The 26,985-nt window shown below is 35.7% G+C and carries 38 protein-coding genes; 8 read left to right on the forward strand and 30 right to left on the reverse strand.

The window, feature by feature from the left end:
- Nucleotides 1–3 precede the first annotated feature (3 nt).
- Nucleotides 4–438, forward strand: coding sequence for a hypothetical protein (locus AMQ68_RS18170; RefSeq protein WP_054512029.1), 435 nt, complete (start codon nt 4–6; stop codon nt 436–438).
- Nucleotides 439–493: 55 nt separating this feature from the next.
- Here the strand turns inward: AMQ68_RS18170 and rplQ are convergent, their stop codons facing one another.
- From rplQ to AMQ68_RS18310, 29 genes are all read right to left on the reverse strand, one after another.
- Entirely contained in the window at nt 494–1,021 is a 528-nt protein-coding gene (gene rplQ, locus AMQ68_RS18175; RefSeq protein WP_054512030.1) for a 50S ribosomal protein L17, read from the reverse strand.
- A 6-nt stretch (nt 1,022–1,027) separates the two neighbouring features.
- Complete coding sequence (locus tag AMQ68_RS18180; RefSeq protein ID WP_054512031.1) at nt 1,028–2,023, reverse strand: DNA-directed RNA polymerase subunit alpha; 996 nt, start codon at nt 2,021–2,023, stop codon at nt 1,028–1,030.
- 33 nt (nt 2,024–2,056) lie between these two features.
- Nucleotides 2,057–2,665: a 30S ribosomal protein S4 gene (rpsD, locus tag AMQ68_RS18185; RefSeq protein ID WP_054512032.1), complete on the reverse strand. Its 609-nt coding sequence runs from the start codon at nt 2,663–2,665 to the stop codon at nt 2,057–2,059.
- A gap of 19 nt (nt 2,666–2,684) precedes the next feature.
- Nucleotides 2,685–3,074 carry a 30S ribosomal protein S11 gene (gene rpsK, locus AMQ68_RS18190; RefSeq protein ID WP_034702879.1) on the reverse strand — a complete coding sequence of 130 codons (390 nt, stop codon included), beginning with the start codon at nt 3,072–3,074 and terminating at the stop codon, nt 2,685–2,687.
- Nucleotides 3,075–3,086: 12 nt separating this feature from the next.
- Entirely contained in the window at nt 3,087–3,464 is a 378-nt protein-coding gene (gene rpsM, locus AMQ68_RS18195; RefSeq protein ID WP_054512033.1) for a 30S ribosomal protein S13, read from the reverse strand.
- Between the two features lie 9 nt (nt 3,465–3,473).
- On the reverse strand, nt 3,474–3,590 hold the full coding sequence (gene rpmJ, locus AMQ68_RS24985) for a 50S ribosomal protein L36 (RefSeq protein WP_007839480.1): 117 nt from the start codon (nt 3,588–3,590) through the stop codon (nt 3,474–3,476).
- Nucleotides 3,591–3,653: 63 nt separating this feature from the next.
- Nucleotides 3,654–3,869 carry a translation initiation factor IF-1 gene (infA, locus tag AMQ68_RS18200; protein ID WP_047401287.1) on the reverse strand — a complete coding sequence of 72 codons (216 nt, stop codon included), beginning with the start codon at nt 3,867–3,869 and terminating at the stop codon, nt 3,654–3,656.
- Nucleotides 3,870–3,872: 3 nt separating this feature from the next.
- Complete coding sequence (gene secY, locus AMQ68_RS18205; RefSeq protein WP_034702876.1) at nt 3,873–5,252, reverse strand: preprotein translocase subunit SecY; 1,380 nt, start codon at nt 5,250–5,252, stop codon at nt 3,873–3,875.
- 9 nt (nt 5,253–5,261) lie between these two features.
- On the reverse strand, nt 5,262–5,711 hold the full coding sequence (gene rplO / locus AMQ68_RS18210; protein ID WP_054512856.1) for a 50S ribosomal protein L15: 450 nt from the start codon (nt 5,709–5,711) through the stop codon (nt 5,262–5,264).
- A 19-nt stretch (nt 5,712–5,730) separates the two neighbouring features.
- The gene (rpmD, locus tag AMQ68_RS18215) at nt 5,731–5,907 is read right to left on the reverse strand and encodes a 50S ribosomal protein L30 (RefSeq protein ID WP_007839493.1); all 177 of its coding nucleotides are present in this window, start codon (nt 5,905–5,907) and stop codon (nt 5,731–5,733) included.
- Nucleotides 5,908–5,917: 10 nt separating this feature from the next.
- A complete protein-coding gene (gene rpsE, locus AMQ68_RS18220) occupies nt 5,918–6,439 on the reverse strand; it encodes a 30S ribosomal protein S5 (protein WP_054512034.1) in 522 nt (173 codons plus the stop codon).
- Between the two features lie 19 nt (nt 6,440–6,458).
- Nucleotides 6,459–6,812, reverse strand: coding sequence for a 50S ribosomal protein L18 (gene rplR, locus AMQ68_RS18225; RefSeq protein ID WP_054512035.1), 354 nt, complete (start codon nt 6,810–6,812; stop codon nt 6,459–6,461).
- Between the two features lie 15 nt (nt 6,813–6,827).
- A complete protein-coding gene (gene rplF / locus AMQ68_RS18230; protein ID WP_054512036.1) occupies nt 6,828–7,373 on the reverse strand; it encodes a 50S ribosomal protein L6 in 546 nt (181 codons plus the stop codon).
- A 17-nt stretch (nt 7,374–7,390) separates the two neighbouring features.
- Nucleotides 7,391–7,789, reverse strand: coding sequence for a 30S ribosomal protein S8 (rpsH, locus tag AMQ68_RS18235; RefSeq protein ID WP_054512037.1), 399 nt, complete (start codon nt 7,787–7,789; stop codon nt 7,391–7,393).
- Nucleotides 7,790–7,936: 147 nt separating this feature from the next.
- On the reverse strand, nt 7,937–8,206 hold the full coding sequence (rpsN, locus tag AMQ68_RS18240; RefSeq protein ID WP_054512038.1) for a 30S ribosomal protein S14: 270 nt from the start codon (nt 8,204–8,206) through the stop codon (nt 7,937–7,939).
- Nucleotides 8,207–8,209: 3 nt separating this feature from the next.
- Nucleotides 8,210–8,761 carry a 50S ribosomal protein L5 gene (gene rplE, locus AMQ68_RS18245; protein ID WP_054512039.1) on the reverse strand — a complete coding sequence of 184 codons (552 nt, stop codon included), beginning with the start codon at nt 8,759–8,761 and terminating at the stop codon, nt 8,210–8,212.
- Nucleotides 8,762–8,774: 13 nt separating this feature from the next.
- Entirely contained in the window at nt 8,775–9,101 is a 327-nt protein-coding gene (gene rplX, locus AMQ68_RS18250) for a 50S ribosomal protein L24 (RefSeq protein WP_054512040.1), read from the reverse strand.
- 22 nt (nt 9,102–9,123) lie between these two features.
- Nucleotides 9,124–9,492 (reverse strand): 50S ribosomal protein L14, encoded by a 369-nt coding sequence (rplN, locus tag AMQ68_RS18255; RefSeq protein WP_054512041.1) that lies wholly within the window; start codon nt 9,490–9,492, stop codon nt 9,124–9,126.
- On the reverse strand, nt 9,492–9,749 hold the full coding sequence (rpsQ, locus tag AMQ68_RS18260; protein WP_123905735.1) for a 30S ribosomal protein S17: 258 nt from the start codon (nt 9,747–9,749) through the stop codon (nt 9,492–9,494). The genes rplN and rpsQ overlap by 1 nt, the downstream gene beginning before the upstream one ends.
- A gap of 11 nt (nt 9,750–9,760) precedes the next feature.
- Nucleotides 9,761–9,949 (reverse strand): 50S ribosomal protein L29, encoded by a 189-nt coding sequence (gene rpmC / locus AMQ68_RS18265; RefSeq protein ID WP_054512043.1) that lies wholly within the window; start codon nt 9,947–9,949, stop codon nt 9,761–9,763.
- 12 nt (nt 9,950–9,961) lie between these two features.
- Nucleotides 9,962–10,387 carry a 50S ribosomal protein L16 gene (rplP, locus tag AMQ68_RS18270; RefSeq protein ID WP_054512044.1) on the reverse strand — a complete coding sequence of 142 codons (426 nt, stop codon included), beginning with the start codon at nt 10,385–10,387 and terminating at the stop codon, nt 9,962–9,964.
- A gap of 78 nt (nt 10,388–10,465) precedes the next feature.
- Entirely contained in the window at nt 10,466–11,203 is a 738-nt protein-coding gene (gene rpsC / locus AMQ68_RS18275; RefSeq protein WP_054512045.1) for a 30S ribosomal protein S3, read from the reverse strand.
- A 7-nt stretch (nt 11,204–11,210) separates the two neighbouring features.
- Nucleotides 11,211–11,609, reverse strand: a complete 399-nt coding sequence (rplV, locus tag AMQ68_RS18280; RefSeq protein WP_054512046.1) for a 50S ribosomal protein L22 — start codon at nt 11,607–11,609, stop codon at nt 11,211–11,213.
- A gap of 2 nt (nt 11,610–11,611) precedes the next feature.
- Nucleotides 11,612–11,890, reverse strand: coding sequence for a 30S ribosomal protein S19 (gene rpsS / locus AMQ68_RS18285; RefSeq protein ID WP_050378485.1), 279 nt, complete (start codon nt 11,888–11,890; stop codon nt 11,612–11,614).
- Between the two features lie 2 nt (nt 11,891–11,892).
- Nucleotides 11,893–12,714 (reverse strand): 50S ribosomal protein L2, encoded by an 822-nt coding sequence (gene rplB / locus AMQ68_RS18290; RefSeq protein WP_054512047.1) that lies wholly within the window; start codon nt 12,712–12,714, stop codon nt 11,893–11,895.
- Between the two features lie 22 nt (nt 12,715–12,736).
- Complete coding sequence (rplW, locus tag AMQ68_RS18295; protein ID WP_054512048.1) at nt 12,737–13,027, reverse strand: 50S ribosomal protein L23; 291 nt, start codon at nt 13,025–13,027, stop codon at nt 12,737–12,739.
- Between the two features lie 3 nt (nt 13,028–13,030).
- Complete coding sequence (gene rplD / locus AMQ68_RS18300; protein ID WP_054512049.1) at nt 13,031–13,660, reverse strand: 50S ribosomal protein L4; 630 nt, start codon at nt 13,658–13,660, stop codon at nt 13,031–13,033.
- Nucleotides 13,651–14,277 (reverse strand): 50S ribosomal protein L3, encoded by a 627-nt coding sequence (gene rplC / locus AMQ68_RS18305; RefSeq protein ID WP_054512050.1) that lies wholly within the window; start codon nt 14,275–14,277, stop codon nt 13,651–13,653. Before rplC ends, rplD begins: the two co-directional genes overlap by 10 nt.
- A 233-nt stretch (nt 14,278–14,510) precedes the next feature.
- Nucleotides 14,511–15,275 (reverse strand): DeoR/GlpR family DNA-binding transcription regulator, encoded by a 765-nt coding sequence (locus AMQ68_RS18310; RefSeq protein WP_054512051.1) that lies wholly within the window; start codon nt 15,273–15,275, stop codon nt 14,511–14,513.
- Nucleotides 15,276–15,392: 117 nt separating this feature from the next.
- Here AMQ68_RS18310 and AMQ68_RS18315 point away from each other — a divergent pair, with 117 nt between their 5' ends.
- The 7 genes from AMQ68_RS18315 to AMQ68_RS18345 all read left to right on the forward strand — a co-directional run bounded on the left by AMQ68_RS18315 (nt 15,393) and on the right by AMQ68_RS18345 (nt 24,662).
- The gene (locus AMQ68_RS18315) at nt 15,393–16,991 is read left to right on the forward strand and encodes a glycerol-3-phosphate dehydrogenase/oxidase (RefSeq protein ID WP_054512052.1); all 1,599 of its coding nucleotides are present in this window, start codon (nt 15,393–15,395) and stop codon (nt 16,989–16,991) included.
- Nucleotides 16,992–17,000: 9 nt separating this feature from the next.
- Nucleotides 17,001–18,497, forward strand: a complete 1,497-nt coding sequence (glpK, locus tag AMQ68_RS18320; RefSeq protein ID WP_054512053.1) for a glycerol kinase GlpK — start codon at nt 17,001–17,003, stop codon at nt 18,495–18,497.
- A 23-nt stretch (nt 18,498–18,520) separates the two neighbouring features.
- Nucleotides 18,521–19,252: an MIP/aquaporin family protein gene (locus tag AMQ68_RS18325; protein ID WP_054512054.1), complete on the forward strand. Its 732-nt coding sequence runs from the start codon at nt 18,521–18,523 to the stop codon at nt 19,250–19,252.
- 7 nt (nt 19,253–19,259) lie between these two features.
- On the forward strand, nt 19,260–20,063 hold the full coding sequence (locus AMQ68_RS18330; RefSeq protein WP_054512055.1) for a hypothetical protein: 804 nt from the start codon (nt 19,260–19,262) through the stop codon (nt 20,061–20,063).
- A 361-nt stretch (nt 20,064–20,424) separates the two neighbouring features.
- The gene (locus AMQ68_RS18335) at nt 20,425–20,838 is read left to right on the forward strand and encodes a hypothetical protein (RefSeq protein ID WP_054512056.1); all 414 of its coding nucleotides are present in this window, start codon (nt 20,425–20,427) and stop codon (nt 20,836–20,838) included.
- Entirely contained in the window at nt 20,838–21,815 is a 978-nt protein-coding gene (locus tag AMQ68_RS18340) for a hypothetical protein (RefSeq protein WP_054512057.1), read from the forward strand. The genes AMQ68_RS18335 and AMQ68_RS18340 overlap by 1 nt, the downstream gene beginning before the upstream one ends.
- Nucleotides 21,816–21,944: 129 nt before the next feature.
- The gene (locus AMQ68_RS18345; protein ID WP_054512058.1) at nt 21,945–24,662 is read left to right on the forward strand and encodes a hypothetical protein; all 2,718 of its coding nucleotides are present in this window, start codon (nt 21,945–21,947) and stop codon (nt 24,660–24,662) included.
- Between the two features lie 75 nt (nt 24,663–24,737).
- Here the strand turns inward: AMQ68_RS18345 and AMQ68_RS18350 are convergent, their stop codons facing one another.
- Nucleotides 24,738–26,969: a zinc-dependent metalloprotease gene (locus tag AMQ68_RS18350; protein WP_054512059.1), complete on the reverse strand. Its 2,232-nt coding sequence runs from the start codon at nt 26,967–26,969 to the stop codon at nt 24,738–24,740.
- Nucleotides 26,970–26,985 lie beyond the last annotated feature (16 nt).

Genomic DNA, 26,985 nt, shown 5'->3' on the forward strand with positions numbered 1-26,985 from the left:
ACTATGAAAAAAGGACTTTTAATCACAGTTTCATTGGTAGCTTTATCATTAGTTAGCTGCAATAAAACTGAAAGCGGAAATAAAAGCGTTATCAAATCTGACAGTTCAGAAACAACTGTTGTAGATAATAATGGGAAAATAGATTCTTCAACAGTAAGTTCATCTACTGTAGAAGTGAATGGTCAAAAAACAGAAAAGACGGATTTCGTTTATAAAGCAACAGACGGTGCTTTAGTAAAAGTAGTTTTCAAAAACGATCCGAAAGAAAGTACGGTTGCTATTACGAGCAATAAAAAAACATTCACTTTACCTAAAACAGAGACGAAAGGTGATGAAACCGTTTATAAAAAAGATGATATGACGGCTAGAGTAAAAGGAGATAGCCTTCACCTTGAGCAAGGGAATAACATTATTGAATTGAAAAGAACAAAAATCTAAGGCATAAAAAAACCGTTCAGAAATCTGAACGGTTTTTTATTTATATCTGAGAATATTATTCTGCAGTTTTTTCCTCTGTAGAATCAGTTGCTTCTGCCTTAGGCTCTTCAACTTTTTCTTCTACTTTAGGAGCATCAGCAACTACAGCTTCTTTCTTAGCAGTTGTTGTAGCTCTTCTACTTCTTCTAGTAGTCTTTTTCTCGTCAGCATTAGGGTTGTAAAGCTCGTTGAAATCAACTAGCTCAATAAGAGCCATGTCAGCAGCATCACCTTGTCTGAAACCAGTCTTGATGATTCTTGTGTAACCTCCGTTTCTTTCTGCGATTTTAGGAGCTACTGATCTGAAAAGTTCAGTAACTGCTTCTTTACTTTGAAGATATGAAAAAACAATTCTTCTATTGTGTGTAGTATCTTCTTTTGCCTTTGTTAAAAGAGGCTCAACATATACTCTTAAAGCTTTTGCTTTAGCTACAGTAGTGTTGATTCTCTTATGCTCAATTAGAGAACAAGCCATATTAGAAAGTAAAGCACTTCTATGAGAAGCTGTTCTTCCTAAGTGATTGAATTTTTTACCGTGTCTCATTATTAATTATTTATCAGCGTCTAACTTATATTTTGCAACGTCGAAACCGAAGTTAAGACCTTTTGAATGCACTAATTCTTCGAGTTCTGTCAAAGATTTTTTACCAAAATTTCTGAATTTCATCAAATCAGACTTACTGTAAGAAACCAATTCTCCAAGAGTTTCTACTTCAGCCGCTTTTAGACAGTTAAGGGCTCTTACTGAAAGATCCATATCTGCTAATTTAGACTTAAGAAGTTGTCTTGTGTGAAGAGTTTCTTCATCGTATTGGATAGATGCTTTTACGGCTTCAGTTTCAAGCGTGATTCTCTCATCAGAGAACAACATGAAGTGATAAATTAATATCTTAGAAGCTTCTGTTAAAGCATTTTGAGGGCTAATAGACCCGTCAGTTTCTATATCTAATACAAGTTTTTCGTAGTCTGTCTTTTGCTCTACACGATAATTTTCAATACTGTATTGTACTTTCTTAATAGGGGTAAAAATAGAGTCAATAGCAATAGTACCTACAGGTGCATTGTTTGTCTTATTTTGTTCCGATGGAACATACCCTCTACCTTTCTCTACATTGAAAGTGATTTCGAAAGTTACATCACTGTTTAGGTTACAGATCACTAAATCTGGATTTAGAATCTCAAATCCGTTTACTGATTTACCTAAATCTCCAGCAGTAATAATCGTCTGTCCCGTAACTTTAGCAACAACCTGCTCATTCGTCTGGTTTTCTGCTGTAGATTTTAATCTTACCTGCTTAAGGTTAAGAATAATTTCGGTAACGTCTTCGATTACTCCTGGAATAGTTGAAAATTCGTGCTCTACACCTTCTATTTTGATAGATGAAATAGCGTATCCTTCCAGAGAAGAAAGCAACACTCTTCTCAAAGCATTACCGATTGTAAGCCCGAAACCTGGTTCTAGAGGTCTAAATTCGAATTGACCTTTAAATTCATCAGAGTTAAGTAAAATTACTTTATCGGGTTTTATGAATTGTAAAATTGCCATATTATTGGGTTGAGCAAAAATTTGATTAAAAAATTATTTAGAGTAAAGTTCGACGATAAGTTGTTCCTTAATGTCCTCCGGAATTTGGATTCTCTCAGGAGCAGAAATGAAAGTACCTTCTTTCTTCTCATCGTTGAATTGTAACCACTCATAATTTGCTTTAGCAGCCAATGAGTCAGTAACAACCTCAAGAGACTTAGATTTTTCTCTTACAGCGATTACATCACCAGCTTTTACTAAATAAGAAGGAATGTTAAGGATCTCACCATTCACAGTGATGTGTCTGTGAGAAGTTAACTGTCTTGCACCAGATCTAGTTTTAGCAAAACCTAATCTGTATACAACGTTATCCAATCTTGATTCACAAAGCTGTAATAGAACTTCACCTGTTACACCTTTACTTCTGTGTGCTTTATCAAATAAGTTAGCAAACTGTCTTTCTAAAATACCGTAAGTATATTTAGCTTTTTGTTTTTCAGCTAGCTGAACTGCATATTCTGATTTTTTAGCACCTCTTCTTTTGTTAGGACCATGTTGTCCTGGCGGTTGGTTTTTTCTCTTTTCGAAGCTTTTATCATCTCCGTAGATTGCAGCGCCAAACTTTCTAGCAATCTTAGTTTTAGGTCCAATATATCTTGCCATAATGGGTAAATTCTAAAAATTAAACTCTTCTTCTTTTCGGTGGTCTACATCCATTGTGTGGCATAGGAGTAACGTCAATAATTTCGCTAACTTCAATACCTGAATTGTGAATTGTTCTGATAGCAGATTCTCTACCTGCACCAGGACCTTTCACGTACACCTTTACTCTTCTTAGTCCAGCTTCGTGAGCTACGTTAGAGCAATTTTCAGCTGCCATTTGAGCAGCAAATGGAGTATTCTTTTTAGAACCTCTGAAACCCATTTTACCGGCAGACGCCCAAGAGATAACTTCTCCGCTTTTATTTGTTAAAGAAATGATGATGTTATTGAAAGAAGCTTGAATATGCGCTTCACCAATAGCTTCAACTTTTACTTTTCTTTTTTTAACTACTTTACTTTGTTTTGCCATAATTCCTAACGATTATTTACTTGCTTTTTTCTTGTTAGCAACTGTTTTTCTCTTTCCTTTACGGGTTCTAGAGTTGTTTTTCGTTCTCTGGCCTCTTAAAGGTAGTCCTAGTCTGTGACGTATTCCTCGTTGGCATCCTATGTCCATCAATCTCTTGATGTTCAATTGCACTTCAGATCTAAGCTCTCCTTCTACTTTTACGTTTTCTGAGATATAGTTTCTGATTGCAGCCAAGTCATCGTCATTCCATTCGTTGACTTTCTTATCTTCGCTAATACCGGCAACTTTAAGGATTTCAGAAGAAGTACTTCTTCCAACTCCATAAATATAAGTCAAACCGATAACGCCTCTTTTGTTTTTTGGTAAATCAATACCTGCAATTCTCGCCATAATTTAATATTAGCCTTGTCTTTGTTTAAATTTTGGGTTCTTCTTGTTAATCACAAATAGTACACCTTTTCTGCGTACGATCTTGCAATCAGCACTTCTTTTTTTGATTGATGCTCTAACTTTCATTTGATAGTATTTATTTTTTAACAATAGCCAAATGGAAACCCGAAGACTCCATTTGGCGGTTGTTTAATATCTAAAAGTAATTCTCCCTTTTGTCAAATCATAGGGAGACATTTCTAGTTTTACCTTATCACCAGGTAAAAGTTTAATATAATGCATTCTCATTTTACCAGAAATATGAGCGATAAGCATATGCCCATTTTCTAGCTCTACACGGAACTGGGCGTTCGAAAGTGCTTCCGTAATAACGCCGTCTTGTTCAATATGTTTTTGTTTTGCCATAAATTAATATCCAGTCGTTCTTGACAGTTTAGACTGCATTAAGCCATCATAATGATGATTCAGCAGATATGTATTAATCTGTTGAACAGTATCCAAAATAACTCCCACCATAATCAATAGTGATGTTCCCCCGAAAAATAGGGCGAACGCATCTGTCTGAACAAAGCTTCCATGCACAATTGCTGGAAGGACTGCAAAGATAGATAAAAATATTGCACCTGGCAAGGTAATTTTTGATAAAATATCATCTAAATAATCAGCTGTCTCTTTACCGGGTCTTACTTTCGGTACTAAACCTCCATTTCTCTTCAAATCATCAGCCATTTGGTTTACCGGAATTGTAATTGCAGTATAGAAAAATGAGAAGATAATAATTAATAGCGCAAACAATACGTTGTATTGCCAGCTAAAAACATTCTTGAAACCTGCAAGAAAAGTATTAGACTCATCAAATTTTGTTAATAAACCTGGTACAAACATCAATGCCTGAGCAAAGATAATTGGCATAACTCCAGCAGCATTAACTTTTAATGGAATCCATTGTCTTGCTCCTTGCATAAGATTTCTATTTACACCTCCTCTTGCTTGAGCTCTGCTTACATATTGAATTGGAATTTTTCTAACAGCGACCGAGAGGACGACTGCTAAAAGAACTACCAACATCCAGAATATCACTTCAATAAGGATCATAATAGATCCCATTCCTCCTTTTCCGTTCTGCACGGCCATTTCCTGTACAAATGCTTCTGGAAGTCTAGATAAGATACCAACCATAATAAGGATAGAAATACCATTTCCGATTCCTTTGTCAGTAATTTTCTCACCTAGCCACATTGCAAATACTGAACCGGCAACAAGTATAACAATACTTGGTAACCAGAACATGATAGAGTTTGGCTCTACATAGTATGCAGATTGGAACTGAGCATATGGTAAGAATAATTGAGTAATAGAAGTTAAATAAGAAGGTGCCTGTACAAGACAAACCCCAATTGTTAACCATCTAGTAATTTGATTCAATGTATTTCTACCGGACTCTCCATCTTTCTGAAGTTTCTGAAGATAAGGAATAGCCATCCCCATCAACTGAACAATAATAGAAGCTGAAATATAAGGCATGATACCTAACGCCATTACAGAAGCGTGGCTGAAAGCCCCACCCGTAAACGACGAAAGCAAGCCAAGGAGACCTGCTCCTTGCTTGTTACCGCCTTGATTTTTATAATGCTCTAAGAGATCTCCTACTTCTGCAAGGTTAATTGCAGGTAATGAGATATAAGATGCGAATCTATACACAAGGATAATACCTAACGTAAAGAGAATTTTATCTCTTAATTCCTTTAGGCTCCAAATATTCTTAAGGGTTTGTATAAATTCTTTCATTAGTTACTATTATAATGTAATTGCTTGTCCACCTACTTTAGAGATAAGCTCTAATGCAGATTTAGTGAATTTATCAGCAGAGATTGAAACCGCAGATTTCAATTCTCCTCTACCCATAATTTTCACTGATTCGTTTTTAGTAGCTAAACCGTTCTGTACTAAAACTTCTTTTGTAATATCTCCTGTTATAGATTTAGTATCAATTAAAGTTTGAATATCGTCTAAGTTAATAGCTCTAAATTCTTTTCTGTTTACATTTTTGAAACCGAATTTCGGTAATCTTCTCTGTAAAGGCATCTGCCCTCCTTCGAAACCGATCTTCTGAGAATAACCAGCTCTTGCTTGCTGACCGTTGTGTCCTTTCCCAGCTGTTCCTCCTTTTCCACTACCTTGTCCTCTACCTATTCTTTTTGAACTAAAAGTAGAACCTGCTGCAGGCTTTATGTTGTTTAAATTCATCTTAATTTTTGTTTTAAAATTATTTTTGAACTTCAAGTAAATGACTAACTGCAGCTATCATTCCTAAGATAGAAGGAGTAGCTTCGTGTTCTACAACTTGGTGAAGTTTCTTAAATCCTAATGCTTCAAGCGTTCTCTTTTGGGTTTTTGTTCTACCAATAGCGCTTCTTACTTGTTTTACTTTAATTGTTGCCATTGTTTATATATTAACCGTTAAACACTTTACTTAGAGAAACTCCTCTCATTCTTGCAATTTCTTCTGGTCTTCTGATGTCTAACAACGCTTTGAAAGTAGCTTTCACTACGTTGTGAGGGTTAGAAGATCCTTTAGATTTTGAAAGGATATCGTGAATACCAGCAGATTCCAATACCGCTCTTACCGCACCACCTGCGATAAGTCCTGTACCGTGAGAAGCAGGTCTTAAGAAGATATCTGCACCACCGTATCTTGCAGTAGTTTGGTGAGGAATCGTATGATTCATTACAGGCACCTTAACAAGGTTTTTCTTAGCGTCTTCAACTGCTTTAGCAATTGCAGAAGCAACCTCTTTAGATTTACCTAAACCGTAACCAATAACTCCATCTTCATTTCCAACAACAACGATAGCAGAAAACCCGAAAGCTCTACCACCTTTTGTTACTTTAGTTACTCTGTTAACTGACACGAGACGATCTTTTAATTCTAATCCTCCCGGTTTTACTCTTTCTATATTATCTAGTCCTAACATATTTTCCGAAATTTAATGATTAGAATTTAAGTCCTCCTTCTCTCGCGCCATCAGCTAGAGCTTTCACTCTACCATGGTATACGAAACCGTTTCTATCAAATACAATAGCTTCAATTCCTGCAGCAACTGCTTTGGCAGCAATAGCTTTACCAACAGCGGCAGAAACTTCAATCTTAGTACCGTTAGCGTCAACTCCTTTCTCTCTAGAAGAAGCAGATGCTAAAGTTTTGCCATCTTTATCGTCGATTAACTGAGCGTAAATTTCCTTATTACTTTTATATACAGATAATCTTGGCAATTCAGAAGTTCCAGAGATTTTCCCTCTTACTCTTCTTTTTATTCTTATTCTTTTTTCTACTTTACTTAATGCCATAATACTTATAATTTATTAAGCAGATTTACCAGCTTTACGTCTAACAATTTCCCCAACGAATCTTACACCTTTTCCTTTGTACGGCTCAGGCTTTCTGAATGAGCGGATTTTTGCTGCCACCATTCCAAGAAGTTGCTTGTCATGAGACGCTAAAGTAATAATTGGATTTTTACCTTTTTCAGTCAATGTATCAATTACAACTTCTTTTGGAAGTTCTAAAACGATACCGTGAGAGAATCCTAAAGCTAACTCAAGTTTTTGACCTGTGTGTGATGCTCTGTATCCTACCCCTACTAGTTCTAACTTTTTTGTGAAACCTTCTGCAGTTCCCAAAATCATGTTATTGATTAACGCTCGGTATAAACCGTGTAGCGCTCTGTGTTGTTTAGAATCAGACGGTCTGCTGAATGTAAGCACACCATCGTTTTGTTCTAAAGTAATTCCTTCTGTAAGCTCCTGAGAAAGTTCTCCTTTAGGACCTTTTACAGTTACCACACCTTCTTTTTCAGTGACAGTAATTCCAGCGGGAATTGTTATAATTGCTTTACCAATTCTTGACATTTTCCTTTGATTAAAAATTAATAAACATAGCAGATTACTTCACCGCCTACTTTTTCTTGTCTCGCTTTTTTATCTGTCATTACTCCTCTTGAAGTAGAGATAATAGCTACGCCCAAACCGTTTAAGACTCTTGGAAGTTCAGTAGAACCTTTGTATTGTCTTAGACCTGGTCTTGAAGCTCTTTGAATAGACTTTATTGCAGGTTTGCTAGTTTGTTTGTCATACTTCAAAGCTATTTTGATCGTTCCTTGAACTGCGCTCTCTTCAAACTTGTAGTTTAAGATATACCCTTGTTCAAATAAGATCTTTGTAAGCTCCTTTTTGATTTTCGATGCAGGAATTTCCACCACTTTGTGGCCTGCGCTTTGTGCGTTCCTTACTCTTGTTAGGAAATCTGAAATTGGATCTGTTACCATTTTTCTTTTTTAAATTATTGGTTAAAGACAACCAGTATTGAACGGACTTGAAGATTAAAATATCAGACGTCAGAAAAACTTCGGTCTGATATTTATTTCTTTAGTATCCAGACAACTTAATTGTCCCGATTTTTTAATTAGCAATTACTACCAACTAGCTTTTTTCACTCCCGGAATAAGACCATTATTGGCCATTTCACGGAAAGTTACTCTAGAAAGACCGAAAGTTCTCATGTAACCTCTTGGTCTACCTGTTAATTTACATCTGTTGTGTAATCTTACAGGAGAAGCGTTTTTTGGTAATTTTTGAAGTCCTTCATAATCACCAGCTTCTTTTAAAGCTTTTCTTTTTTCAGCGTATTTAGCAACAACTGCTTCTCTTTTGCGCTCACGCGCTTTCATTGATTCTTTAGCCATTTCTTAGTTCTTTTTGAAAGGTAAACCGAAGTGAGTTAACAATGCTTTAGCTTCTTTGTCTGTTTTCGCAGTTGTAACGAAAGTGATGTCCATCCCTTGGATTTTTTTCACTTTGTCGATTGCGATCTCAGGGAAGATAATTTGCTCAGTAATACCTAAGTTATAATTACCTCTACCATCGAAACCATCAGCTTTAATACCAGAGAAATCTCTAATACGTGGCAAAGCAGAAGCGGTAAGTCTGTCTAAGAATTCGTACATTTTGCTAGCTCTAAGAGTTACCTTAGCACCTACAGGCATACCTTTTCTTAATTTGAAAGCTGCTTCATCTTTCTTAGAAATAGTACCTACAGCCTTTTGGCCAGTAATATTTGTAAGTTCTTCTACAGCATAATCAATAATTTTCTTGTCTGCAGTAGCATCACCTAAACCTTGAGATAAGATGATTTTTTCTAATCTAGGTACCTGCATTACAGATTTGTACCCAAATTCTTCCATCATTGCAGGAACAATTGTTTCTTTATATGCTTTCTTGGGTCTTGCGATATATTCCATGTGTTATTTAAAATTATAAAGTTTCACCCGTTTTTTTGTCGATTCTTACTTTCTTATCTCCATCGATTTTGTAACCGATTTTGATAGCTTTTCCGTCTTTACCAACTAAAGCTATGTTTGAGATATGAATAGAAGCTTCTTTTTCTGTGATTCCTCCTTGAGGATTTGAAGCTGAAGGCTTAACGTGTTTTTTAACGATGTTAAGTCCTGCAACGATAACTCTAGGGTCTTTTCCTTCTTTTTTGATCACTTCAATAACTTCACCAGTTTTACCTTTGATATCTTTTTTACCAGTAGTAATGATTACGTTATCTCCTCTTTTTATTTTTAACTTTGACATTTTCTTTTAAAAATTTTTAAAATTAAAGTACTTCAGGAGCCAATGAAATGATCTTCATGTATTCTTTGTCTCTCAACTCACGAGCAACAGGTCCGAAAACACGTGTTCCTCTCATTTCTCCACCAGCGTTTAGTAAAACACAAGCATTGTCTTCAAATTTGATGTATGAACCATCTTTTCTTCTAACTGCTTTTTTTGTTCTTACTACTACCGCTTTAGATACTTGACCTTTCTTTGCGTTTCCTGATGGTGTAGAATGTTTGATAGTAACTACGATCTTATCACCAACTGAAGCATATCTTCTTCTGGTACCTCCCAGAACTCTGATAACCAATACCTCTTTAGCACCAGTGTTATCAGCAACTTTTAATCTTGATTCTGTTTGTAACATTACTTAGCTTTTTCAATGATTCTTACTAATCTCCATCTCTTACTCTTGCTCGTAGGTCTAGTTTCTTGGATAAGAACTGTATCTCCTTCTGTGCATTCGTTGTTTTCGTCGTGTGCAGTATATTTTTTCGTTTTCAATACGAATTTACCGTACATCGGGTGTTTCACTCTAGTAGTCTCACTTACAACAATGGTCTTTTCCATTTTATTGCTGGAAACTATTCCGATTCTTTCTTTTCTTAAGTTTCTTTCCATAATGTATGAAAATCTTATTGTTGTTTGTTAGTTAACTCCGTATTTAGTCTTGCGATTGTTTTTCTCAAATCTTTGATTTGAATTGGATTTTCAAGTGGGCTAATTTTATGAGCTAACTTCATTTTAGTAAATTCAGTTTTAGCTTCAGCCAATTTCACTTGAATATCTTCAGCGCTTAGATTTTTAATTTCAGCTTGTTTCATTGTATTCAAAGATTATAAAGGTTTAACAAAATCATTAGCAACTACAAAATTGGTAACTACCGGTAATTTTTGTGCAGCAAGTCTTAGAGCTTCTTTAGCGATATCGTAAGATACTCCTCCAACTTCGAACAAAATTTTACCTGGTTTTACTACAGCTACCCAATATTCTACAGCACCCTTACCTTTACCCATCCTTACTTCGGCTGGTTTTTTAGTAATAGGCTTATCTGGAAATATTTTGATCCATAGTTGACCTTCTCTCTTCATATATCTTGTAGCAGCGATACGAGCAGCTTCGATTTGTCTTGCAGTGATCCAAGCTCCTTCTGTAGCTTTGATTCCGAAAGTTCCGTAAGCAAGTTGATTACCTCTTTGAGCAATCCCCTTCATCTTCATCTTATGAACTTTACGGAATTTGGTTCTTTTTGGTTGTAACATAATTTCTTAAATTTTAGATTTTAGAATTTAGATTTTAAAAAAGTAACGGTCGTTTAAAAACTATCCTCTAAAATTTTATTAATTATTTTTTTTATCTCTTGAAGGTCTTCTGTTATCTCTATCACCTCTGTTTCCACCACCTGAAGGACCACCTTTCTTCTGTTGTCCTACTAATGGCATAAGATCTCTCTTACCATAAACTTCACCCTTCATAATCCAAACTTTCACTCCAAGTTTACCGTACTGAGTTAATGCTTCACCAATGTGGTAATCGATATCAGCTCTGAAAGTAGACAAAGGAATTCTTCCGTCTTTGAAGTTTTCAGAACGTGCCATTTCAGCACCGTTCAATCTACCAGAGATTTGAACTTTGATCCCTTCAGCACCCATTCTCATTGTACTAGCGATAGCCATTTTAACAGCTCTTCTGTAAGAAATTCTGTTTTCAATTTGCTTAGCAATACTATCAGCAACTAATACAGCATCAAGTTCAGGTCTTTTGATTTCGAAAATGTTGATTTGAATATCCTTTTTAGTAAGTTTCTTCAATTCTTCTTTTAACTTGTCAACTTCCTGACCTCCTTTACCGATGATAAGTCCCGGTCTAGCAGTAGTAATAGTAACTGTTACTAATTTTAATGTTCTTTCAATATAAATTTTTGAAATACCACCTTTAGATAATCTAGCTTCAAGGTATCTTCTGATTTTGTAGTCTTCAGCGATTCTGTCTCCATAATCTTTACCACCAAACCAGTTTGAATCCCATCCTCTGATGATACCTAGTCTGTTACCAATTGGATTTGTCTTCTGTCCCATACCTTGATTAATTTTCTTTATTACCTAAGATTAGTGTAATGTGGTTAGATCTTTTTCTGATTCTGTGTCCTCTACCTTGTGGTGCAGGTCTTAGTCTCTTCAATTGTCTAGCACTGTCTACAAAAATTTCTTTAACGATAAGATTAGCTTCTTCAATATCAGCACCTTCGTTCTTCAATTGCCAGTTAGCCATTGCAGAAAGTAATACTTTTTCTAATTTGTTTGAAGCGTCTTTCTTTGAATATTTTAGGATGCTTAAAGCTTTGTCAACTTCTACCCCTCTGATGATATCAGCTACTAATCTCATCTTACGTGGAGAAGTAGGGCAATCGTTATGTAATGCTTTTACTACATCTTGATTTGTTAATTTACGTGCTAATGCACTTTCTCTTTTTCTTGATCCCATGATTATCTACTTCCTTTGTTTTTATTACCACCATGACCTCTAAAAGATCTTGTTGGAGAAAATTCGCCTAACTTGTGACCAACCATGTTCTCAGTAACATAAACAGGGATAAAAGATTTCCCGTTGTGTACTGCAATAGTTTGTCCTACGAAGTCTGGAGAGATCATAGACGCTCTAGACCAAGTTTTGATAACTGTTTTCTTACCAGCCTCTATATTTGCCTGAACCTTCTTATCTAAAGTATATGCGATGAATGGTCCTTTTTTAAGTGATCTTGCCATAATTATTTACGTTTAGATATGATATGACGGTTAGACGCTTTGTTTTTCTTTCTGGTTTTGTAACCTTTAGCTGGCATACCGTTTCTAGATCTTGGGTGACCTCCAGATGAACGTCCTTCACCACCTCCCATTGGGTGATCTACAGGGTTCATTACTACCGGTCTAGTTCTAGGTCTTCTACCTAACCATCTGCTTCTACCAGCCTTACCTGAAACAGTTAACTGATGATCAGAGTTAGAAACAGATCCAATCATTGCATAACACTCAGTAAGGATCATTCTAGATTCTCCTGAAGGCAATTTGATGATTGCATATTTTCCGTCTCTTGAAGTAAGTTGAGCTGAAGAACCAGCACTTCTTGCTAAAATAGCACCTTGTCCAGGCTTCATTTCAACACAAGAAATTACTGTACCCAATGGAATATTTTTCAATTTCATTGCGTTACCGATATTCGGTTCTACAACCTCACCTGAAACTACCTTTTGATCTACTTTGATACCGTTTGGAGCGATGATATATCTCTTCTCTCCGTCAGCATACTCTAATAGAGCGATAAATGCAGTTCTGTTTGGATCATATTCTACAGTTTTTACCGTTGCTTCAACATCATGCTTGTTTCTTTTGAAGTCGATAATTCTGTATTTCTTTTTGTGTCCACCTCCGGTGTAACGCATGGTCATTTTACCAGTTTGGTTACGTCCACCTGACTTACTAATACCAACAGTTAGAGATTTCTCTGGTTTGTTAGTAGTAATTTCCTCAAAATTGTTTACAATTCTGAATCTCTGTCCTGGGGTGATAGGTTTTAATTTTCTAACAGACATTACTATTATTTATAATTAATAATTAATTTACAGCAAAAATATCGATTACTTCCCCTTCTGCAAGAGTGATAATCGCTTTTTTCAATTTGTTTGTCTTTCCTACTTGAAGACCTTTTTTAGTGTATTTTGAAGAAACCTTCGGAGCATAAATCATTGTTCTAACGTCTGCTACTTTTACACCGTAAGCTACTTCTACAGCTTTTTTAATTTGGATTTTATTCGCCTTAGGTTGTACTAAGAAAGAATAAGCACCTCTTAAATCTGTAAGATAGTTTGCTTTTTCTGAAATAACTGGTTTAATAATTAGTGACATGATTTATTTCTTTAAATTTTCCTGGAATTTTTCAACTGCACCTTCTAAGAAAACGATCTCACCTGCATTGATTAAGTCATAAGAAGAAATTTCGTTGAATTTCATTACTTTAGTCTTAGGTAAGTTTCTTGAAGATAAATATACATTCTTGTTTGTATCAGGAAGAATGAATAAAGACTTCTTATCGTTTAATGCTAATGCATTCAAGATAGTGATGAAATCTTTAGTTTTAGGAGCATTGATGCTCAAACCTTCTACAATTTTAATACTGTTGTCTCTCATTTTCTGAGAAAGAACAGATTTTTTAGCCAATCTCTTAAGAGCTTTGTTCAATTTGAATCTGTAGTCTCTCGGTTTTGGACCGAAAATTCTACCTCCACCTCTGAAAACTGGCGATTTGATATCACCATATCTTGCAGAACCTGAACCTTTTTGCTTTTTCAACTTTTTAGTTGAACCAGAGATTTCGCTTCTTTCTTTTGATTTATGAGTACCTTGACGCTGAGCAGCAAGATATTGTTTTACTTCTAAGTAAACCGCGTGCTTATTTGGCTCAATACCGAATACAGATTCGTCTAGAGTTACTTTTTTTCCGGTTTCCTTTCCTGATGTATTTAATACTACTAGTTCCATTTTCTGATAATTACATAAGAATTTTTAGCTCCCGGAACAGCACCTTTTACTACTAAAAGATTTTGTTCTTGATCCACTTTTAATACTTGAAGGTTTTGTACAGTTACCTGCTTACCTCCCATTCTACCTGCCATTCTCATTCCTTTGAATACTCTTGAAGGATCCGATCCAGCACCGATAGAACCTGGAGCTCTAAGTCTGTTGTGCTGACCATGAGTAGCTTGCATTACACCTCCAAATCCGTGTCTTTTAACAACACCTTGGAAACCTTTACCTTTAGAAGTACCTGTTACATCTACATATTCACCTTCAGCGAATAATTTCACAGTTACATCCACTCCTACTGTTACTTGGTCTACGAATTCTCTGTAGAATTCTACCAACTTAGCTTTAGGAGTTGAACCAGCCTTTTTAAAATGACCAGCTAACGCTTTACCAACGTTCTTCTCACTCTTGTCATCGAAACCTAATTGAACTGCTTTATAGCCGTCCTTTTCAATGGTTCTGACCTGTAAAACCGAGCATGGACCAGCTTGGATAACTGTACAAGGAATGTTTTTTCCTTCTTCGTTAAACAAAGATGTCATACCGATTTTTTTACCAATAATACCTGACATTATTTATATAATATGTTATAAAATTTCCTTGGATTCACATTCATTTTAGAAAGGTTTATTGTAATTTCTACTTTTGATATAGGCATACTCTACCCCTAAAATGAGTGTGCAAATTTATGAATAATTTTTAAATTGACAAATTTTATTGCAAAATATTTTGATTTTTAGCAGTTTACAAAAAATAAGCTGCCCTTCACATGATTTTAACATCAATAATGAAGATATACTTAAAATTATTTTGTAATAACAGAGACTCCAACTTCTTCAAGTCCCTTTCTGTCTTCTTTTAAAATACCATCATCTGTAATCAAACAATCTATTTGATCCAGCGTAGCAATCCTCCCAAACCCTTTTTTATTAAGCTTTGAAGAATCGGCCAATATCACTACCTTATCCGAACATTCAATCATCAACTGATTAAGATGAGCCTCTGCCGCATTGGATGTACTAATGCCAAAATCTAAATCAATACCATCTACTCCTAAAAATAATTTATTGCAGGAAAACTGCTTTAGAATAGTTTCGGATATAGAACCTACAATAGAAGTAGAACTTTTTCTCACCTCCCCTCCTAATTGTATAATATTAATGTTAGGATTATTACAAAGCTCAAGCGCCACTCTTAAAGAAGACGTAAGAACCGTAAGCCTTCCAAAATTCACCAACATTCTTGCCAAATAATGCATCGTGGTCCCGGAAGCTAATATAATACAGTCATTTTCCTGAATCATCTGCAAAGCAGCTTTAGCAATACTCTGTTTTGCCTCTACATTGATGTTTTCTTTTTCATCTACATTTTTCTCATACGCATATCGCACGTACTTACTCGCTCCTCCATGATTACGAAACAGCAATCCCAAACTTTCTAAATAGTTCAAATCCTTTCGAATGGTAACAGAAGACACATTAAATTTCTCACATAGATCCTGAACAAGAACGTAGTCTTTTTCATCTAACACCTTTAAAATATCACTATGCCTAGCTATTAACTTTTCCATTGAATTTATTTCATCAAATTTATCACTTTTTTCCGACTTCTTAAAAATTTCATTTATTTTCTTTTTAGTTTCGTTTTTAATTTATACATTTGAAAACGAAACATAAACGAAACAGTTATGAAACGAAATGAAGAACTAAATAAATTAACCAATACTCAAGAGTGGGATTTTATTGTTATTGGCGGAGGAGCCAGCGGCCTAGGTTCAGCATTAGATGCAACAAGCAGAGGATTCAAAACTTTACTGATAGAATCTCATGATTTTGCAAAAGCCACATCCAGCAGAAGTACAAAACTCGTGCATGGTGGCGTGAGATATCTGGCTCAGGGTGATATCGGACTGGTAAAAGAAGCATTAAAAGAAAGAGGACTACTGGCACAAAATGCAGCCCATGTTGTAAAGAATCAATCTTTCATCATTCCCAACTACACTTGGTGGGGAGGAATCTATTATAAAATAGGATTATCGATCTATGATTTTCTAGCAGGAAAACTAAGCCTTGGGAGAACTCAATACATAAGCAAGTCTAAAACCGTAAGCAAACTTCCAACCATCGAACAGAAAAATCTGATGAGCGGGGTTGTATATCAGGATGGACAATTTGATGATGCCCGTTTGGCCATTAACCTTGCTCAAACCATTATTGAAAAAGGTGGAAGTGCTATTAATTATTTAAAAGTCATTAACCTTCTTAAAAATGATTCAGGGAAAATAAGTGGTGTACTTGCAGAAGATCAGTTTACGCAAAAGCAATACGAAATTCGCACTAAAGTAGTCATCAACGCAACAGGAGTATTCACCAATGATATATTGAATATGAATAATCCTAAGCACGGTAAACTTGTTGTTCCAAGTCAGGGAATTCATTTGGTTTTAGATAAATCATTCTTAAAAAGCGATGATGCCATCATGATTCCTAAAACTTCAGACGGAAGAGTTTTATTTGTAGTTCCATGGCACGACAGAGCTTTAGTTGGAACAACCGATACTCTATTAGAAAGCGAAAGTTTTGAACCTCGTGCTTTGGAAGAAGAGATCAATTTCGTTTTAACAACCGCAAGACAGTATTTATCTAAAAAACCAACCCGTGAAGACGTAAAATCTGTTTTCGCCGGATTAAGACCTCTTGCAGCTCCTGAAGGAGAAGGAAAAAGCACTAAAGAAGTTTCCAGAAGTCACAAAGTGATCACATCAGATACAGGACTGGTTTCTATCATCGGTGGAAAATGGACGACTTACCGTAAAATGGCAGAAGATACCATCAACAAAGCCATGGAAATCCATCAACTGGGAATCACAACTTCTAAAACAGAAAACTTATCTATTCACGGGAATATGAAAGCAGATCTGGTAGACAGAAGCAGTCATTTATATGTATATGGTTCAGACATCCCTTCTATTAAAAAATTACAGGAAAGCAATCCTGCTTATTCTCAAAAAATCCATCCGGAACATCCATTCACCGTTGCAGAAATAATTTGGGCTGTACGATATGAAATGGCAGAAACCATAGAAGATGTTTTGGCAAGAAGAGTCCGTATGTTATTCTTAGATGCAAGAGCAGCCATAGACAGCGCTCACAAAGTAGCCTCTGTCATTGCACAAGAAAGAGGACTTTCACAAGAATGGGCACAACAGCAGGAAAAAGAATTTATTGAGTTAGCAAATGGTTATTTATTAATACCCTATTCTCCGAAAACAATCAACCTTAATTAATATAACAGCATGCGTGAAAAATTAATTCTCGCTTTAGATCAAGGCACTACCTCTTCTAGAGCCATTTTATTCAACCACAGTGGAGAAATAGAATATATTTCCCAAAAGAGTTTTGAGCAGATCTTTCCTACTCCGGGCTGGGTAGAGCATGATCCTAATGAAATTTGGTCATCACAAATTTCAGTTGCTGCAGAAATTATTGCAAAAGCAGGAATTTCAGGGCTAGAAGTCGCCGCTATCGGAATTACCAATCAACGAGAAACAACCATTGTTTGGGATAAAGAAACCGGAGAACCGATCTACAATGCTATTGTATGGCAAGACAGAAGAACATCCAAATATTGTGATGAACTGAAAGAACAAGGCCATACCGATATGATTAAGAAGAAAACAGGACTTGTTCTGGATGCTTATTTTTCGGCAACAAAATTAAAATGGATATTAGACCACGTAGATGGTGCAAGAGAAAAAGCTGAAGCAGGAAAACTGTGCTTCGGAACTGTTGACACTTGGCTGGTATGGAAACTTACCCGTGGAAAAATGTTTATCACCGATGTTTCCAATGCCAGCAGAACCATGCTTCTGAATATTCACACCTTAGATTGGGACAATGAGTTATTGGAATTGTTTAACATTCCAAGAGCTATTTTACCGGAAGTGAAACAGAGTAGTGAAATTTATGGTGAGACAGCCACTACTTTATTTTCAACAAAAATTCCTATTGCGGGTATTGCCGGAGATCAGCAGGCTGCTTTATTCGGACAAATGTGTACCACTCCCGGAATGGTAAAAAACACGTATGGAACAGGATGTTTTCTATTGATGAATACCGGAAAAGAAGCGGTAGAATCTAAAAACAATCTACTTACTACCGTTGCATGGAAAATAAATGGAGAGGTAAATTATGCTTTAGAAGGAAGTGTATTTGTAGGAGGTGCAGCCATACAATGGTTAAGAGACGGACTTAAACTGATTAATTCAGCAGAAGAAATCAATGATCTTGCTAAAACAGTAGAAGACAATGGCGGCGTTTATTTCGTGCCTGCATTAACCGGTTTAGGCGCTCCTTACTGGGATCAATATGCAAGAGGAACCATTGTTGGAGTAACTCGTGGAACTACCAACGGACACATCGCAAGAGCAACGTTGGAAGGAATTGCTTTTCAGGTATATGATATTGTAAAAGCAATGGAAGCAGATTCCGGAAGACCAAGTCTTGAACTAAGAGTTGACGGAGGAGCTTCTGCAAGTGATCTATTAATGCAGATTCAGTCTGATCTTTTCTCTGTTAAAATCACAAGACCAAAAACATTAGAGACCACCGCTTTAGGTGCCGCTTACCTTGCCGGTCTTGCTGTTGGATACTGGAAAAACATTGATGAGATTCAATCTCAATGGATCGTAGATAAAGATTTCCATCCACAGTTGGAAAAAGAAAAATCTGCTCAAATGGTTCATTTCTGGCACAAAGCAGTAAAACGTTCCCAAAACTGGATCGAAGATTAATAATCCCCAAATAAATAATACATATGACACCATTTGTAGCAGAAATAATTGGGACAATGCTTATGATCCTATTAGGAAACGGCGTTGTAGCAAACGTTGTTTTGAAAGATACTAAGGGAAACAATTCCGGATGGATTGTTATCGCTACCGCTTGGGCACTGGCCGTTTTTGTAGGCGTTCAGGTAGCAGGCCCCATCAGTGGAGCACATTTGAATCCGGCCGTTACCATAGGTTTGGCAGTAGCAGGAAAATTCTCTTGGGACCTTGTTCCCACTTACATAGCAGGTGAGATGATCGGAGCCGCATTGGGAGCATTTCTTGTATGGCTATTCTACAGAGATCATTTCGCTATCACTGAAGATGAAGGAGCCAAGCTTGCTTGCTTCAGCACAGGACCCGCTATTAGAAACCCATTATCAAATTTTATCAGTGAAACGATTGGAACTTTCGTGCTTGTTTTTGTGATCTTTTATTTTTCCGATCCAAGCCTTTCCCTTCATAATGATACTACCGCAAAAATAGGATTAGGCTCTATCGGTGCATTACCTGTTGCTTTCTTAGTTTGGGCTATTGGTCTTTCGCTAGGAGGAACTACAGGATACGCTATCAATCCCGCAAGAGATCTTGGTCCCAGAATCATGCACGCCCTCCTTCCTATTAAAGGAAGCAGCGACTGGGGATATGCCTGGATACCTATTGCAGCACCCATACTCGGGGCTTCTTTAGCAGCAATACTTTACAGTTTCTTAAACTAATTTACCCATGAAAAAAATCGCAACAATGATCTGCCTGGTAACCCTAGGCATAGGGAAGCTTTTTGCTCAAGAAGCTGAAGAAAACAAAGACAATGGTAGATTGGATTTCACGGCAAACATCCAGAATAATCACCTTTGGAGAGGATTAATCATTACTGATAAACCTGTTGTTATGGGAAATCTTTCTTATGCTCTGGATGCAGAAAAAAAATGGAAAGTGGGGATATGGGGAGCTTCTGCTCTGGCGGATGATAAAGATGGAACACATTATAAGGAGATCAACTATTATGTTCAATATTCAAACGGACGTTTTTATATTGGGCTGTGGGATTTATTTAATTCAAGAAATATCAATACCACAGTAGCATCGGACGACATCTTTAATTATTCAAACAGAAGAACAGCTCATATTATTGATCTGAGGACCAATTATACTTTCGGACCTTCATTTCCAATTAACGTTGAAGCAGACATTATGCTTTACGGAGGAGCCAATGCCGGAGAAGTTGTACTAGAACCGGACGGAAGCTATAAAAAGAATAAATATTCTACGTATGTACAGGTTAGTTATCCAGTGATAGCCGGTAAGAAAGTAAATCTGGATGCATTTGTAGGTGCCGGATTCGCTCTTAATGACCCAACATTTCTGTATGGCAACGGAAAAAACAGCTTCGATGTTGTGAATGCAGGCGTAAAAGCCACCAAAACCGTAAAGATTACAGACCACTACAGCCTTCCCGTCTCTATGATGGCAATGTGGAATCCTTCTAATAAATACGCAAGGATTCAATTAGCGGCAACTGTATTTTAAAATAAAAAATTGTTAGTAAGAAACAAGCCATTCCAGTTTTTGGGATGGTTTGTTGTTTTGAACATGTTTTGGCTTTAACCACAAAAGACAAAAGTTTTTATTGACCGTTTTAAAGTTTAACTATCTTGAAAATAAAAGCTTGCAAAAGAATAAAAATAAAAGATTTTTTAAAACTTATGTGTACTTTTTAACAGAATAAATTTTAGCTTAATAAAAATTAAAGCGTTCAACCTTTTGTGTCTGTTGTGGTTAAAATTTTAGCTCCCATAAATTTTCATATATGATTGTGCATGTTTCAGTCAATCCTCGTGTTTTTACGGTTTAATTTTTGCTGAGATATCTTTAATTTTGAGGAAAAAATATGAAAAAAGCTTTCAGTGTATTTATTTTATCCATCAGTACTCTATCTTATGCTCAATCTAACGCTCCTTTCATCGGGAAACGAGATTTCAATATTATGGAAGGCTTCAGCGGAACCGGAACTCCAACTTATTATCTGGATATAAAGAAAAATGGTGATGTCTATTTTGGATTTGTTCAAATTAACCAAGCTAGCGGAGAGGAAACAAAAGAAGAAATCAATGCCGGAAAATACAATCCAAAAGTGATGAAAGTTCATTTCAAAACAGACAATGAAACATTGTATCTGAAATTCGACAAAGAGAAAATCTACCTTACCGACGAAAAAGGAAATATTCAAAAATCAGAAGACTGCTGCTCTGTTTCAGAAACAGAAAGCGGAAGTTGCACCTGTGATAGCGCATTGTATCAATAATGAAAATCTTAAGAATATTATGTATCCTCTTTCTTGTGGTTTCATGCCAAAAGAAAAATAACCATCCGTATACCTTCTATTACTGGAAAACCAATTTCTCCTTACATCCGGAAGAGAAAAAAGCACTAGATAAAGCAACAATTCCATATCTGTACACGCGATTTTTTGATGTAGATAAAGTAGGCGGAAAATTTCAGCCGGTTGGTGTTATCACAAAAGACAACAATTTTCTGACCGATAAGCAAATCGTCCCAACTGTTTTCATTACCAATCAAACCCTATTGAATATTTCACAAGATGAGATTCGATTTCTTGCTGAAAGCATCAATCAGTTAATTCAGAAAAAAATCACAGAATATCAAATAAAGGTTACTAACGAAATTCAAATCGATTGCGACTGGACCGCTGGAACAAGGGATGATTATTTTACGTTTTTAAAAGAGCTCAAAAAAATATCGGGAAAAGAAATCACTTGTACCCTTCGTCTTCATCAGGTGAAAGATAAAAATCAAACCGGAATTCCGCCTGTTGACAAAGTATATTTAATGTGCTACTCTACTTCTTCGCCTTTGGAAAATTCAAATAAAAATTCAATTCTGGATGTTACGGTTTTGAAAAGTTATCTTGCGAAAATTGAAGACTATCCCATCAAAAAAATAGACGTGGCTCTTCCGATCTATTCGTGGGGAATTGTCACCAATCATTTAGGAAAACATAAATTGATTAATGCTTTGTCTAAAGGAGATTTAAACAATCCTAATTTCAAAAAAATATCCTCAACCGAAATTGAAATCCAAAAAGATGGATTCTATTTTGGAAATTATCTTAACAAAGGTTTCAAAATAAAAGTTGAAGAAATAGCGGATGATCAACTTCAGGAAGTTGTCGGTTTTCTGGAGAAAAAAATTAAGCATTTCAATATCGTTTATTATCAATTAGATAGTAAATTTGTTACAGGGCAGAATTTTAATTTTTAATTTAAATATTATTAATCACAAAATCTGTAAAGATATAACGTTGTTTTTCTCCCTCAGATTACACAGATTTACGTAGATAATTTGAATCCTTCTTTTAATTTTAAACTATAAAAAAACACCATCTATACAATGAAAAAGTACTTTCTTTCGCTTGCGGTTTTATCGCTTTTTTATACAGAATCCAATGCCTGTGGCTGGTCTGATCCGGATTATGAATACTTTAATCTTTTTACTCAAAGTATTATAAAAGATAAATCATACTTGCCTTTTCTTCATAGTTATTCTACGAGATTCTACACGGGTTTTAAACCATCTCAGATTCCGGATGAAAATATTGAATCCTGGAAAAAGTTTTTTAATAATCAATTGAGTTATTCCGAAACAGATTTCCTGGTCAATAAAATGAACATGAACGATCTGAATGAATTGAAAAAAGGAAATTCAACCAATACCCTACTTACAAAACTCGGTGCCGGCTCTTATCAAAAATATCATGAGGGAATTGATTATTTAATTGAAGCTAAATATTTGGAGCCTTACATGAGCATTAATTATGTTGAAAGTTCCAACTCATTTTATGATAACGAAGACAAAACCAGCAAGAACGCAACCAATCTAGATTACGACAAGACAGTTTCAGCTTTAACATCTTTATATAATGCGGCGAAAAATCCTGAGATCAAACAACGTTACGGGTATCAGTTGATTCGTTTTAATCATTATACAAGAAATTATGATGTTGCGCTTCAAGCATTTAAAACCTATGTAGAACCTGTAAAATTAAAAGGTCCAGTCTACTTTATGTCTCTTGATCAATTGGCAGGCGCACAGAGAGGATTAGAAATGAAGAATGATGCCAACTGGAATTTCTTTCAGGTTTTCATGAACAGCAAAAGCCGCAAGGAATCTGCATTTATTTCGATGAAGCTTTCGGATACCGCATCTTTCAATAACATCATGAAAAGAGCAGGAACCAATGATGAAAAGAATATGGCGTATTTCCTTTTAGGCTATGAAGATTTTACCAATCCGATTCCTATTATGGAAAAAATGTACGACATCAATCCAGATTCCGAGATTTTGAAAGTAATGGCCGTAAGAAGTATCAATGAACTGGAAAGGAATTATCTTCCCACCTACTATTATGCTTCCACTAATGGAACTGACTCAAACGTACAAAAAAGTACAACCAATACAACCACCGATCAAACAAAAACTGAACCCACTGAGGTAAAAGAAAAAGAACTGTCTTTCTGGCAAAAAATTGTACGTTTCTTTAAAAAGCTTTTCGGTATAAAATCTGATGCCGTATCTGATAGCAATAAAGCAGATCAAAGTGACGATGAATTGCTGGATAACCCGAACAGAATTCCGTTTTACGCTAAAAACATCAGTTATTATTACGATGACAAGACTAAAGATTTCTTAGATGATCTGGAAAAATTTACAGAAAAAACTAAAACGAAATCCAAAGATGAATACTGGCAAATTGCAGATGCTTATCTTAAGTTTTTGAAAAAAGACTACAAAGCGAGTACTGAAATCTTAGAAGATATCAAAACCAATAACCCGGAATATCTTGAGCAAATAAAAAGAATGAAAGTTCTGAATGATATCGTTTCCCAACCTAAAATAACTGCGGAATATGAAAATCATTTAATGAAAGATTATTCTGAATATTTTATTGAAAAAGAGGGTAAAAAAGAACCTGTACAAACAGAGGAAGATTCCTATTACGGAACAGTTCCATCAACCGCTTCTTTCCTTAAAGATGTTTTGGCTAACCGTTATTTCTTACAGGGAGAAGACGGAAAATCATTCTTAATGAGCAATAAACTTTCTGACCTTCAGTACAATCCCAATTCTCAATTGGTAAAAAGTGTTGAAGATTTTTACAGAAAACCCAACAAGTCTCAATTTGAGCAACAAATCATTGCTAAAAACATTAATAGCGTAGGTAATATTGATGCGTTTTTCAATCTAATTTACGGAGACAGAGCAATGAGAATGGCTGATTTTGAAAAAGCGAAATCGTATTATCAAAAAGCACAAGGCTTCGCCGGAATTCCAAGAATAGATTATGACTGGAGCAGCAATGTTGAGAAAACAAGTCTTCATCAATATAAACCTTCTGACTATAATGGATTCAATAATATTCCTAATCTTGTTTTCGGACATAATGTTTGGGAAAGTTTCCAAAGTGATGATGCAACGAGTATGAAAATAGAAGATTACACGCCGTTCCCTTTCATTAAAACAGACATGAATAAGCTAGAGTTGGTAGACGCATTAATTCAACTTAAAACCATAGGAAACGGAAAAGATGAAAAGGCTGCAAAAGCCAATCAACTTGTTGGAAATTTATTATACAACACTTCTATTTTAGGATATTACAGAGAATTATTTGTGATGGATATTGATAACAGCAATGGTGGAAAATACGACTTCTGGAATACAGACAAGAAAACACCTTACCGATATTATTACAAAAACTTCCTTGACTCCTCTTATATAGAACCCGATAACTTTGATCTGGCTATTAATTATTACAAAAAAGCACTAGATCTTGCCACCAATAAAGAACAGAAAGCCAGAATACTCTTCCAAATGGCGAGCGCAGAACAAGGTAAGTATTATCAATATGAAGCCAAAAATCAAGCTACTATCGATTATTCCGACCCTAAATATTCTGAGAAAAGTGATGCCCACCTCAAACAACTGGACGAGATTAAAAATCAGAAATTCAGAACGTATTTTGCAATGATTAAAAATCAATATGCCGATACCGAAACTGCAAAAGGTCTTATGGGAAGTTGTTCTTATTTTGGGTATTTTATGAAGAGATAAGCTATCGACTTTATTGACACACAAAAGCCGCTGAATTAATTCAGCGGCTTTTACTTTATATCATTCTATATAAAACTATTTTTTAACAAACTTAGTTTTAAGATTCGTACCATTCTCATCTATATTGATAAAGTACACCCCTTTTACTAAATCTCTTACCACAATTTTACCGTCTCCAATTGTACCTTTAGATATCAATTGACCAGGCGCATTGTAAATATCGTATGTAGATTTTGAAGATATATTTTTAACATTTAAGATATCATCCACAGGGTTTGGATAAATCTGAACAGTTTTTACATTTCCAACTTCAGATGTTGACAAAGTACCCACGTTATTTCCTTTCACAGCATAAAATACATTCCCAATTGCAGAAACTCTTAAGTGTCCACTTTTACCAGATAAAGATGCAGGAACTAAAACACTAGCAGTTCCAGTATTAGGAACCGAAGCAGCCAATACAGTCCAAGTTGCTCCATTGTCAAAAGTATAATCTATTTTCACATTTGCAACATTGTATGGTGCGGCTGTTGTCCCAGAAGCTACCCATGAAACCGTAGAGTTTGCATTTGGAGTTAGTGTTGAAGCATTAACAGTAAATGCACTTGCAGAACCTACAACAATTGTTTGTGTTGCGTAAGCTGTCTGTGCTTGTCCACCAATTTTATTATCTCTTACCGTCACTCGGAAGTTCGTAGTTCTTGCTACCGTAGAAGCAGCTTCAAAATCTAGTATATTTTTCACAGCACCTCCAAGAACTGTTGACAATTTAGGGAAGTATCTTGTAGGACTTGTTGTTGCAATCCAAGATCTAAAACTTGCACCAGAAGTTGTATTTCCAATATTAGATTTTGTCACTCCATTACCTAATAAGCTTGAATTCACCTGTTCCCAGCTATATGTTAGCGGATCTCCATCTGGATCTGTTGCCGATGCTGTAAGAACAAAAGCTGTTGATTTTGGAATTGTATAACTCGTTGTCATAGGAGTAACTATTGGTGGATTATTTGTAATAGGAGTTTCTACATCTACTGTTACTGATGCAAGATTCGCTTGAACCTGATCAATACTTACACTATGAAAATAAGGATCAGAATGAGTCTGAACATCTGTTGTAGAACCTGTAATCCCTGCATATCCCATAATAGTAGAGCCAGAACCAGGCTCAACACATACTCCTGTTCCTTCATTGAAACTATACGTATGATTATCTCCTAGTTGGTGCCCTATTTCGTGAGCAACATAATCTATATCAAATGCATCTCCCATCGGAATTGCATTACCCGGTGAAGTGATGCCACTTCCTTTATAATTATTTGGAGAACTATATCCATATAATATTCCTGTAGAAGTCTCACATGCATCATTACTACTAGCAGAAACTGTTGTAAAAGTAACATCATTACTCCCTATACATCCTATACATCCAGCATTTCCACCACCCCCAGTAGCACCAAATAAATGACCAATATCATAATCAGCATCAGTAACACCATAATTTCCACCATGCAAGACATTCATCAATTCATAATTCCATCTACACATATAATCTGCAGTACTATATGGATCCGTAGCTGCATCTGTAAAAATAAGATTTGGTGCACTAATCATATTAAGATGCAAATTAAATTCCTGCTCAAAAACACCATCTACTTTCGTTAAGGTAGCATTAATTTGAACAAGAGCATTTGCTGTCCCACCAAAATAGGCAGTATATTCTCCCGTTACAGATAAGGCAAGCTTAAGAGTATGGTACTTTTTATCTCCTGATTTAGCAGCTGCTCCCTTTGCCATCATTTGCTCCATTCTAGTAACAGACTCATGGCTTTCTTTGGTACTACAAATAAAAGCATGACCATTTTTACCTGTTTTCCCATGAATTGAATACACTGATTTATCTGCATTAGCAGGCTCAATGAACTCATATTTTCCATCATTTATGATCATAGACTGGAAATCATTAGGAGCTACACTAAATCTAATATATTTTGTAGGATCATCTACTCCCACTCCTACATAAGAACCTAACTGGTATTGGCTTGCTAGAGCCTCATCCATTACCGGAAAACTGTTCACTGCAAATTTTTCAATACTTCCATTTAATGTAGGAATATTGATTGTTACCGCAGTCTCTCCAACTTTTTGAGCTCTTAATAATTGCGTTCTAATTTTGTTAATATCAAGATTGTAATAAACAGTTTTATCACTTCTTTTAACAACATCTTTCGTAGGTATTGTTTTATTCCATTGTGCACTTACCATTGAAGAGGCAACTGCAAACAATACAAGGGGTAGTTTTGTTTTCATGTAAAATTTTTGGAAA

Source organism: Chryseobacterium sp. ERMR1:04 (assembly GCF_001297705.1).
Lineage (GTDB): Bacteria > Bacteroidota > Bacteroidia > Flavobacteriales > Weeksellaceae > Chryseobacterium.